General features: G+C 35.1%; 9 protein-coding genes. All 9 read right to left on the bottom strand.

All coding sequences use genetic code 11. The annotated features are described in order from the left end of the window. Window positions 1-63 precede the first annotated feature (63 nt). Entirely contained in the window at window positions 64-1,293 is a 1,230-nt protein-coding gene (locus COL05_RS23525; protein WP_098670343.1) for an MFS transporter, read from the bottom strand. 1 nt (window position 1,294) lies between these two features. Next, the gene (locus COL05_RS23520; RefSeq protein WP_098670342.1) at window positions 1,295-1,831 is read right to left on the bottom strand and encodes an NADPH-dependent FMN reductase; all 537 of its coding nucleotides are present in this window, start codon (window positions 1,829-1,831) and stop codon (window positions 1,295-1,297) included. A gap of 145 nt (window positions 1,832-1,976) precedes the next feature. Beyond that, a complete protein-coding gene (locus tag COL05_RS23515; RefSeq protein WP_098670341.1) occupies window positions 1,977-3,131 on the bottom strand; it encodes a CgeB family protein in 1,155 nt (384 codons plus the stop codon). Between the two features lie 34 nt (window positions 3,132-3,165). Beyond that, on the bottom strand, window positions 3,166-4,386 hold the full coding sequence (locus COL05_RS23510; RefSeq protein ID WP_098670340.1) for a tetratricopeptide repeat-containing glycosyltransferase: 1,221 nt from the start codon (window positions 4,384-4,386) through the stop codon (window positions 3,166-3,168). A gap of 266 nt (window positions 4,387-4,652) precedes the next feature. Then, window positions 4,653-5,549, bottom strand: a complete 897-nt coding sequence (gene gnd, locus COL05_RS23505; RefSeq protein WP_098670339.1) for a phosphogluconate dehydrogenase (NAD(+)-dependent, decarboxylating) — start codon at window positions 5,547-5,549, stop codon at window positions 4,653-4,655. An 18-nt stretch (window positions 5,550-5,567) separates the two neighbouring features. Next, window positions 5,568-6,917, bottom strand: a complete 1,350-nt coding sequence (locus COL05_RS23500) for a GntP family permease (RefSeq protein WP_142337632.1) — start codon at window positions 6,915-6,917, stop codon at window positions 5,568-5,570. 14 nt (window positions 6,918-6,931) lie between these two features. Then, window positions 6,932-8,470 carry a gluconokinase gene (gntK, locus tag COL05_RS23495; RefSeq protein WP_098670337.1) on the bottom strand — a complete coding sequence of 513 codons (1,539 nt, stop codon included), beginning with the start codon at window positions 8,468-8,470 and terminating at the stop codon, window positions 6,932-6,934. A 586-nt stretch (window positions 8,471-9,056) separates the two neighbouring features. Further along, window positions 9,057-10,388, bottom strand: a complete 1,332-nt coding sequence (locus COL05_RS23490) for an erythromycin esterase family protein (RefSeq protein ID WP_098670336.1) — start codon at window positions 10,386-10,388, stop codon at window positions 9,057-9,059. Between the two features lie 152 nt (window positions 10,389-10,540). Continuing rightward, on the bottom strand, window positions 10,541-11,428 hold an 888-nt coding region (locus COL05_RS23485; RefSeq protein WP_257152595.1), incomplete at its 5' end, for a serine hydrolase domain-containing protein.

Genomic DNA, 11,428 nt, shown 5'->3' with positions numbered 1-11,428 from the left:
CGTAACAGTTAGTTACCCTTTCTTTTTATTATATAGAAAAAGAAAGGAAGGCAGAAGTGTTTTTTAAACGATCGATTTATTAGAAACACTCGCTTCGAATTTACGTTTTGAGATTACATAGTTTATAGCAATTCCTAACGAAAGGATCAATATGAAACTTAGTAAATAAAACGGTACCATGACACCTACTTTAGAAACACCAGCTGTAAACAACATTAACAATACAATTCGAATTCCCGTGCCAATTAACCGAAATAAGCTATCCACTCTTCCCATTACTTCGTTTGGAATTTCCTCCATCATTAATACATTTCTCGCCACTCTTGTACCTGCATTTCCCATTGCATGAAAAATTGCAAGTGCATATAACAACATTACGGAAAGTTCAACAATCATTACGGTAATTGAAATTACATATGTGAGCATCGTCATGACGATTGAAGTTTCTATTTTGACATATTTCATCATAATTGGAATACTAATTCCGGCAAGAACCGCTCCGACACCATACATCATACCTTCTATTGCGTATACAGAAGCACTGGCTTTTAATATATCTGAAATATATACCGGGATTAAATAATTTGCCATCATAACACCGATAAACGGCATATAAGTCGCAAGTAAAAACCAAAAGAACTTAGGACGCTTTTGCATAAAGTGAATCCCTTCGAACAATTGCTTCTTAAATGTTACTTTTCTTTTCACTTCCTTTTTCTTTACATACGGTATACATAAGAAAAGTACGAAGGCTCCTACAAAAGTTAACATATCTACTAACAAAATCCATTTTAAAGAAATAATTTCAATAAGAAAGCTAGCAACAGCTCCTGAAATAACTTGCGTTAATTGTCCTTGTATTTCCATTGTTCCACTTAAATTTTTATAATGTTCTGCTTGAAATATCTCTTGGTTGAACGCAAATATTGTAGGATAAAATAATAAATAGTAAAACGATCCAGCTATATATATAAGAATATAGTGAATAGAATGATAGGGTTGCCCAGTAAATCCCCATATTGCCATCATTCCTATAACAACTATTCCAATACCTTCATTACATAATAATAAAGATTTTCTTGAAAAACGATCAATACTTTGCCCGATAAACGGTGTTAATAAAAACATAATAAGAGTTGAGATGATAGATACATAACCAAACGTTGTCTCTCCCCCACTCTCTTTAATTAACAGCCATGGAATCGTTATCATTACAATGCCGGAACCAATAGCTGATAGACTATTGGCCCCTAGTATGAAATACAAGCGTGAATCTTTATACAGAGATGACATATCACTCAACTCCTAGTTGTTTTTTTACCTCTTTATATACGCCCATATATGCTTTTAATTCTTTAACTAAATCATGAATTAATGGTTTTGCATCTTCTCCCAGTTCACCGTCTTGTACATGAAGTCCATCAAGTACAACTTGTTTTGGGATTGCATTTGCGTATACCCCTCTAGCAACAGTGCGCATACTGTTTAATGCGTTAATTCCACCTTTACCGCCCCCGGCAACTGCAAGTAATGCGACAGGTTTATGGACGAATTCACTACTGCTTAAGTAATCTAACGAATTTTTTAGCGCTCCACTCATTGCATTATGATATTCAGGTGTACATAGTACTACACCGTCTGCCGCTTTCACTAACGCCTTTAATTTTTTTACCACTTCTAATTCACGTTGTGATTCTTCCCCATTATATAAAGGCAATTCCTCTACTGCCAAATCGTATAACTCCCCTTCAAATTGGTCAGCAATATATTTTGCCACCACACGAGTTCTACCGAATTTTCTTGGCGTACCGTTAATAACGACTAGTTTCATAATCATTTCTCCCCTTTGTTTTCAAGTTATACTTATATATTATCAGAAATTTCTATACAAAACACAATATAAAGAGGGAATTAGCTTGATAAAATAGTATGATAAACAAAAAAAGAACTCATACGAAAGTATGAGTTCTTCACAATTACTTTTCTCCTCCTTTATGGCTCAGTCTATCTATGCTTCCTTTCGCTTCAAAATGGTTATACGCTTCTTCTGCTAATTTCATACGTTCTTCCGGTAATTCTATATATGTCATAACGTTTTCTATTATTTTTTCGTACGGAGTAAATACAATTCCCGGCCACTCTATCTCGTCCTCAGGATTACTATTTTCCGAAATAATAAATTTCTTATTTGCCACTGCATAAGAAACTCGAGGAGTTTCAAGAATGCCCGATAAGTAAAAATGAATATTTAATATAATTTTAGACCTGGCAATTAACTCATTTTTAACAATTCCCCACGCATTATTTTTAAAAACAATATTTAAATGCGGAGCGACTGCTTTTAATTGGTTAAAAATAGCTTGCCGCCTTGGGTTAAGAGCACCTATAAACAGTATATCAATGTCTTCAATTAACTCTTCATCAAACGCATCTTTTTTTATTTTTAGAGTTGGAGCATAGTTCATTTCCACATGTTTTATTTCTTTTCCAACTCCTTTTTGTTTTAACCATTCTATATTTTGTTTACTATAATCCCAAACTTCCTTATCTTTTAATAACATTAAATAAAGGGGATGCGCATAAGGACTTCCTTCATATAGCTGTTCTAAATTATAAATAATCGCATTTTTCGGAAGTAAATTCGGGTTATGTGCATATGTATGCGCTCCAAAAACAATTGTATTTTTCACATTTTCTAATATTGTTTCTGATATGATTGCAGTATTTCCCTCTTGCTCCAATCGCCATTTCAACGCTCGCGCGACATCTATAAAGCTACCATACGTCTTTGGGCATATAAAAAGACAATAATCATATTCTTTATTCAAATAAGCTTCCATTAGTCTTAAATTATTTTTATATAAATCCACATCCGGATATTTAAGTAAAAGCTCCCTTGCATGTTTTTTTGCTACTTTATACATTCCGGCATAATAAGCAGCAATGCACCTTCTTAATTCGATTTTTTCCCGATGCTCTTCTGCTACGTCCATGTCTAAAAGAAGAGTTGCGATACAATACGCTTTTAAATGATCACGATCATAATAATAATCTAGTAGTGGCATCAATTCTTCATACGTATTTCCATGCACAGCTTCCCCTAACTCTAGCGCCCATCGTATTAATTCCATTATTACTCCACTACTCCTTTAACCGAAATTGTATTTAATAAAATTTCGCATTACTTTCAACCATATTTGCTATATGCAACGGTAGCTCTTCTTTTTTCGATTCCAAAAATTTTTGTGATACAGCACCTAAATGCTTTTTATGTGGTATATAAAAAGCACTTATAGAAATCTCATAGTCAAATAAGTAATCATACACATGATAATCTACAAATAGAAGATCATTTTTTGGAAAAGGAATTTCCTTCCCTTGCAACGCATACATCAAGGCAATATTATTTTGAGATTTTAATCGATACATTCTTGCAAGTTGGTATAATGGCTCAGCTCGAGTTGGTCTATATTCCCACGCTTTTTGAAAATAAAAAATAGCTAATGCTGTATATTGCTCTTCTTGCATCTTAGCATTTTCTTTTTCATCCGCTTCTGTTACTTCATATTGTTTATTTGCTGAACGGTTTGCTAATTGTTCATAACAAAATCCTATTCGCAATAACGAATAGAACACCTCTTCAACCCATCCACCTGCTTCCACCCGTTTTTTATACCATTTAATCGAATCTTCAAATTGACTTAAATGAAAATAAGTTTGGGCTAAATAAAATAAATATCTTATATGCAAATCTGGCGTTGTTTCTGGATCACTCAATCCTTGTAACAACAACCTCTCATCTCTCTCAAATTTATCAGCTTTACTACCACCATCCCCAGGATCGTTAACGACAAGCGTTTCTAACCTAGCTACCCTCGTATTATAATTCGCGCCAACCTTGGAGCGATCTATATCCCAATACTCATGAGTAACACCGACAGACTTCCATGGTAAAGAAGCTTTTAGAAGGCGTGTAAGCCAATACTTAATATGAATATCATATTGCAATGTAAGATAATGGTCTTCCGTTAAACTAGTCTTATCAAACTCGGGATCAACTTCTAATATCATATCTGCATCTAATATTAATAAATAATCTGCTTCCGGATATGTTTTTTGTGCCAATGACACTGCTAAACTTCTGTTATAACCAAAGTTTTTAAATGGTTCATGATGTACTGTTCCAGGGATTTCATTTTCTTTACACCAATTTTCAATAATTTCAGGTGTATGATCAGTTGATCCCGTATCACAAATAGAAACAAAATCTACAATTGATTTTGTAGCATTTAAACATCTTTCCATAATTCTAGACTCGTTTTTAACAATCATACAAAGACATAACTTTTTTTCTTCCCCTGCATTCTTCACTTGCTCATTTCCCATTTAACCACCTCATATTTTATTAACACGTTCTATTCATATGTAACACCATTTCATAGCTACACTGATGACATAATCATCCTTTTACTATTTATGAAAACTTCATTTTATTTATTCTTACTTTTATGTTAGGACATCTTTCATGCTGCACTATATATTTGATACAATCAGTACAAATAAACAATGATTGGTATTTTTAAAGTAGAGATTTCTTACACTAAAAAAAGAAACTTGCGCCTTTGCACAAGTTTCTTCTCAAAAATCATTTTCTATTTTTTCACAACTTCATGTCCACCGAACTGATTACGAAGAGCTGAAACTACTTTTCCGTGGAATGTATCATCTTCTTGAGAACGGTAACGCATAAATAATGACATTGCGATTACCGGTGCTGCTGCTTGCAGTTCAAGTGCTGTTTCCACAGTCCATTTCCCTTCTCCTGAAGAGTTCATCACACCTTTAATACCATCCAGTTTTGGATCATCTGCAAATGCCTTTTCAGTTAAGTCCATTAACCAACCGCGGATAACCGATCCGTTTGCCCATACTTTTGCAACATCTTCATAATTGAAATCAAAATCACTTTTATCTAACACTTCAAATCCTTCAGCAATTGCTTGCATCATGCCGTACTCAATGCCGTTATGAACCATTTTTAAGAAATGACCACTTCCGACGCGGCCTGCATAAGAATACCCATTCTCTACTGCTAAATCTTTAAATAAAGGTTCTAATTGATCGTAAATTTCTTTTTCTCCACCAACCATTAAGCAAGCTCCGTATCTAGCTCCTTCTACACCACCTGATGTACCGATATCAACGTAATGTAAACCAAAGCTTTTCGCTTCTTCAGCACGGCGTAATGTATCTTTATAGAATGAATTTCCGCCTTCAATAACGATATCGCCTTCCTCTAATAATGGATATACATCTTTTAATACTGATTCAACAACTTCTCCCGCAGGTACCATTACCCAAATTGTACGAGGGGCTTCTAGTTCAGCAATCATTTCTTTTAATGTATGACGTGCAGTAATTCCTAGTTTTCCTGCCTTTTCAACAAGCTCTTTATTTACATCGTATACAACTACTTCATGCTTGTCTTCATATAAGTGTTCAGCTAATGGGAATCCCATTTTTCCTAATCCAATTAAACCTAGTTTCATATTAATCAATCTCCTATTCTATACAAATATATTTAATATCGAAATTAGCCCAAGTGCTACTACAGATAATATAGTCTCCATTGCAGTCCATGTTAATAATGTTTCTTTCACAGTCATTCCGAAATACTCTTTAATCATCCAAAATCCTGAATCATTCACGTGTGATAAAATTAATGACCCTGCACCAGTTGCAAGTGCTAATAATTCAACATTTACACCTGGTATACTTGCTGCAATCGGCGCCACAATACCAGCTGCTGTCATCATAGAAACAGTTGCCGATCCAGTTGCAATTCGGATAAGTGCCGCAATTCCCCAGCCTAATAATATCGGTGAAATATGAGATTCTTTCGCCATTTCTGCAATTGTCGTTCCAATTCCAGAATCTAATAATACTTTATTAAATGCGCCGCCTGCACCAATAACTAACAGTATGTTCGCAATAGGCCCAAGGCAATCGTTTGTAAATTGTAATACTTTATCCTTTGAGAAACCTTTTGCATAACCAAGACTAAAGAAAGAGTATATCGTTGCAATTAATAACGCGACGATTGGATCTCCAATAAAGTGCAATACTTGTGCAAGTTGACTTGTTTTGTTTAGCGCGACTTCCGCAATTGATGCACCTAGCATTAGAAATACTGGAAGTAAAATTGTAAACAATGTATTTCCGAAACTAGGAAGCTCCTTCTTCTTATCTCTTTCAATAAATTGCTCCGCTATATCTAATGGTACTTCTTTATGTATACGAGCACCAATCCATTTCCCGTAAAGCGGACCTGAAATGATTGCAGTTGGAAGTCCGACGATTAAAGCATATAAAATTGTCTTCCCTACATCTGCTTTAAAAATACCTACTGCTGCCATCGCTGCTGGATGTGGCGGAACGAGTCCGTGTACAACAGATAAACCTGCTACTAGTGGTATACCGATTGTAATAAGTGATACCCCTGTTTCTAACGCAATTGTAAATACTAATGGAATTAACAGTACAAATCCAACCTGGAAAAACACTGGAATCCCTACTAAAAATGCAACGAACATCATTGCCCAGTGAACACGTTTCTTCCCAAAACGATCAATTAATGTGTTAGCAATTCGTTCAGCACCGCCAGATTCGGCCATCATTTTTCCAAGCATCGTTCCTAATGCTAATACTATCGCTAAAAACCCTAACGTATTACCAAGCCCTAGTTTAATAGAATCGATAATCCCTGGATCTTTTGGTGAAGTTCCAATCAATGGCATTCCCATTGCTAGTCCTACACCAATTGCTGTTAAAATTAATGCGACAAATGGATGCCATTTTACTACTGTAATAAGTAAAAGTAGTATGACAACTGCCGCTAGTACGATTCCAACTACCATTTCTCCCAATCCCCCTATTGTTTACGTTGGAAAGCAGCTATACAATCAAATTCTTCTTTCAAGCGATTGTAAAGTCGTTCATACATATAAAACATTTCTAAATATATAGCCGTATTTTCTTTATTCGGTACATGATGATGAACGATATCAATCCAATCCTTTACCTCTTCAAGAGAATCAATTTTTCCTACAGCATATAAAGCAACTGCTGCTGCCCCAAGCGCAGATGCTTCATGACTTTCAGGAACAAGCAATTCTTTTCCCATCATATCGGATAACATTTGTCTCCAAAATGCAGATTTCGCAAAACCTCCTGAAACGCGTATTTCAGTAAGTGGACCTGTACAATCCCTGATTGCGAGTGCAACAGAATATACGCTCATACAAACACCTTCCATGACTGCACGTATAAAATGTTCTCGTTTATGCTGAAGGTTTATTCCAAAAAATGTACCACGAGCATTTGCATTCCAGTACGGTGCACGCTCTCCAGATAAAAATGGTAAAAATAGCAATCCACCCGCTCCAGCTGGTACACTTTCCGCATATTTAATTAATAAATCATACGGATCAATGCCAAGTTTTCTTGCAACTTCTTGCTCTGGACTACCAAATTCATCACGTAACCATCTCAATAATATGCCACCGTTATTCGTTGGTCCGCCGATTACCCAGTGCTCGTCTGTTAATGCATAACAAAACGTTCTTCCTTTTTCATCTGTATTAACACTAGATGAAATTGTTCGAACTGCACCACTCGTTCCAATCGTAATCGCAGCTGAACCAGGCGATATTGCCCCAACGCCTACATTCGCAAGAACACCATCACTTGCACCAATAACAACTGGAGTATCTTCACGAATACCCATCTTTTGTGCTATTTCTCGTTTCATACCCGATAAAATATATGTAGTTGGTACTGGAGTTGATAATTGTTCTGAAGAAATATTTAACATTTCCAACACATCAACATCCCAATTTAGCGTTTCTAAATTGAATAATCCTGTAGCAGAGGCAATAGAATAATCAACTACGTAGCGTGAAAATAATTGGTAAATCACATACTCTTTAATAGAAATAAATTTATAAGCACTTTTATATAATTCTGGCTCCTCTTCTTTCATCCATAACAATTTAGATAGCGGCGACATCGGATGAATTGGTGTACCCGTTCGTCTATAAATGTCATGCCCATTCATATGTTGTAATAAATCTTCCGCTTGTTTCGTACTACGATTATCTGCCCAAATAATAGAGCGCGTTAACGGCGCACCGTTTTCATCTACTGCAATTAATGCGTGCATAGCCGTACTAATACCGATTGAAGAAATATCTTCTGGTAATACATTACCTTTTTCAATGGCAACGCTTACACTTTTATATACAGCGGCACATATTACATCAGGATCTTGCTCAGCCCATCCTACATTCGGTTGAATAATTGGGTAATCGATTGCATGTGATGCAATGACTTTTCCTTTTTCTGTGAACACAACCGTTTTTATACTTGTGGTACCGATATCAATCCCGATTACTCTCCCCCTTGTTTCCATGCGAATCTTCCCTTCATTTCTAGCAAAATACGATTTAGTAAACCGTTTACATAAATCAGTATATAAAATATTTTTTCATTTATCAAGTTATAAAAAGAAAATTTTTTTCACAACAAAAAATAAATCCCCTCATTCCATTTCATTTACATACTATATATAGCTTTTCCGTTCGGTAAATTTACATAATATCCGTTTCAAAACACACTCTTTTTCTAGTTTTTGAGTAACTTGTTCTTTAGCTTAATAAGTATGTGGTTTGTTGTACAAACTCAACATTTTTAGTAAGATTTCGTAAGGTGTTAGGGGACAAAAAGTTTTAAATTTCGTGAGCAAATTGTAGTAATAGATTAGATCAAAAAACGCCATCCTTTCTTATGATTCTATAGAAAGAATAGCGTATTTTTTCATTTTAGGTAGAATTTTATTTTGTTAACTTGATGATACTGTGCTTCTATCCCACATCGTCTCTAATTTAAAAACATTTATTCCATTTAATAATTCTTTAATGAAAATAACCTAACTGACATATTCAAACAACTCTATTGACACTTAACACTACACTTCATTAAGGTACATTATTCTAAATTTATTGATGTAGTTGAGATGGACTCACTTTTTGAATTTGAACAAGTATATCAAACGCTTTACCTAATGATATATCAACTGTTTTTGGTATATCAGGCCCTTCGGTAGTTACTCCAGCGAAAATTGGATGTTGTTCGTTCAACCAAGTTTTTGTCACGCCGTTTGCCTTACGTAAATCAATAAAAAATTGATCTTTTTTAACTTGTCCAAAGATGTAGTTATAACTGTTTGGATCATCCGATTTTAATATTCCATATGGGCCAAATTCACCATCGCTATTCTTGACATTGTATTGTCCTTCATAAACTGATGTTCCAATAGATACGTACCGTTTTCCATAATACTCTGCTAAATACTGCCCAGCTACTTTAGGGTATACAAAAGGAAGCATATTTTTTTTCGAAACGTGGCCATTATGCCCCCATACAATAGCTTTTCCTAAATGTTCTTCAGTCCACTTCGCATTTTCATACATTGCAATATCATGTTTCAAATATAAATCAGATGGTTTATCAGGAGGTGACGTTAACATTGTAGTAAACTGTTCAATAATACGAGCATTTTGTTTTATCCATGCGAACTCTTTAGATTTCCCATTTAAATAACTTTTATTTCCCTCTAATAAAGCACTAATTTGTTTAGCATCTGAAATATACTTTTCTTTTTCTTCTTTCGTAAGGCTTTCAAAAGTATTCATATCCTTTGTTACAGGAATAAGACCTTTTATCTTCTCTTCTATCCTCGGCACAAGTTTTGAATTGGTTCTTTTAATATATTCTATTATATTACTATAAACATTCTCGTTTACTGATTGAATGTCCATCCCGATGATACGCACTTTAGATTTATGTTTTGGATTAGCATTATATTGCCGAATCCAATCAAGTAAATCTAACATTTCTTTCGTCTTAAATACAGGTGATAGATGTTGGCTTGGATTTCCCTCACCAGTAAGAACATATCGATCAAGTTCTAAAGCTCTGTCCCACCCCTCTTCTAAAACTAGGTTGGTAAAGCCCTTTTCAGATACTAAATAATTCACAATACGGTTTTTCATCGTAAAAACTTCATGAGCCCCATGCGTAGCTTCACCTAAACCTACAATTGAAGCTGAACCTACCATATTCTTAAGTGGTTTTAAATCATTAAAAGGTGAATTAGGATTCGTTGTTTTTAAAGGCTTCGCGTGCATTTCTAGCCATTCCGCTATTTGATTTTTATTGAAGGGAGCTGTAACAGAAACTCCTGTTTTCGAGTCTGCATAAGTACTTCCTACAAAATTAGTCAGTATTATAGCAGAAACACCAAGTGCAGTAATCATTTTCTTTTTCATAAAACCCTCCTGAAATATTTTCTTAAAACGATAGCGTTCTTTCATACTTAATTACGAGTATTAAATTTTTTAGAGCAAGTTGTTTTTTGCACCAAAATGATATATTTTAAACTATAAACCTATGACAAAACTTATCCATTTCGCCTTTTTGCCTACTTCCTAAATTCAGCAAGTAAAATACTTTTAAAAGGATCAGGATTACTAAAGTTAAAGCTGTTCAAATTGACGGCCAATGTATGTTTGCCTCCAAGTGTTCCACCAACAAAAGTGGAAAACCCTAGAACACTACCTCTATGTCCCCATACCGAGGCACCATTCGGAAGCTTAAATTCAACGATTCCAAGACCATATCCCGTTCCTTCTCTATCTGTAGGAACTGTAGTAAGCATTTGATTTAGCTGCTGTTCCTTCAGCAATTTACCACTGAGTAAGTATGAAAAGAATTTATTTAAATCGTCAGCAGTAGAAATCATATCCCCATCCGAGCTACCTGGGTTAATATACGTAACGTCTTTTAGCTCACTTGCTCCGTCTAGTTGGATATAGCCACGGGCATGCTTCGTGCCTGGAATTACGCTTGAATTACCAGGTAGAAATGTATTTGACAAATCAAGCGGTTCAATAATCCGATTTTCAATCTCTTCCGCATAGCTGTTGCCAGTTACTTTTTCAATAAGGATTCCCAGTAATACGTACCCTGTGTTTGAATAAGACCAACCCTTTCCTGGGGCAAATTCTGGGGGAAGTGAAATCCCCATCTTTACAAATTCTTCAGCCGTATACGATTTTTTTGTATCCATAATATCGAAGTCTTTTGAATTCATATAGTCAGCAATACCACTTGTATGATTCAATATTTGCCGGATCGTAATCTGGTTACCATCATATCCGTTTCCTTGAATGACACCAGGCAACCATTTTTCAATGGAGTCGTCTAAATTCAAACGATTCTCTCCAGATAATTGAAGTAGAACTGTTGCAATGAACGTTTTCGTCACACTGCCAATACGAAAGCGAAAATCTGTTTTCATTGGTTTCTT

It is taken from the genome of Bacillus sp. AFS059628 (assembly GCF_002571225.1).
Taxonomy (GTDB): Bacteria; Bacillota; Bacilli; order Bacillales; family Bacillaceae_G; genus Bacillus_A.
Note: the sequence above shows the minus strand (reverse complement) of the source record. Positions and strands in the feature narration are given on the sequence as shown.

Coding starts and splice junctions, on each gene's coding strand:
- COL05_RS23525 (WP_098670343.1), bottom strand. CDS start 1,293: ATGTCATCTCTGTATAAAGATTCACGCTTGTATTTCATACTAGGGGCC.
- COL05_RS23520 (WP_098670342.1), bottom strand. CDS start 1,831: ATGAAACTAGTCGTTATTAACGGTACGCCAAGAAAATTCGGTAGAACT.
- COL05_RS23515 (WP_098670341.1), bottom strand. CDS start 3,131: ATGGAATTAATACGATGGGCGCTAGAGTTAGGGGAAGCTGTGCATGGA.
- COL05_RS23510 (WP_098670340.1), bottom strand. CDS start 4,386: ATGGGAAATGAGCAAGTGAAGAATGCAGGGGAAGAAAAAAAGTTATGT.
- gnd (WP_098670339.1), bottom strand. CDS start 5,549: ATGAAACTAGGTTTAATTGGATTAGGAAAAATGGGATTCCCATTAGCT.
- COL05_RS23500 (WP_142337632.1), bottom strand. CDS start 6,917: ATGGTAGTTGGAATCGTACTAGCGGCAGTTGTCATACTACTTTTACTT.
- gntK (WP_098670337.1), bottom strand. CDS start 8,470: ATGGAAACAAGGGGGAGAGTAATCGGGATTGATATCGGTACCACAAGT.
- COL05_RS23490 (WP_098670336.1), bottom strand. CDS start 10,388: ATGAAAAAGAAAATGATTACTGCACTTGGTGTTTCTGCTATAATACTG.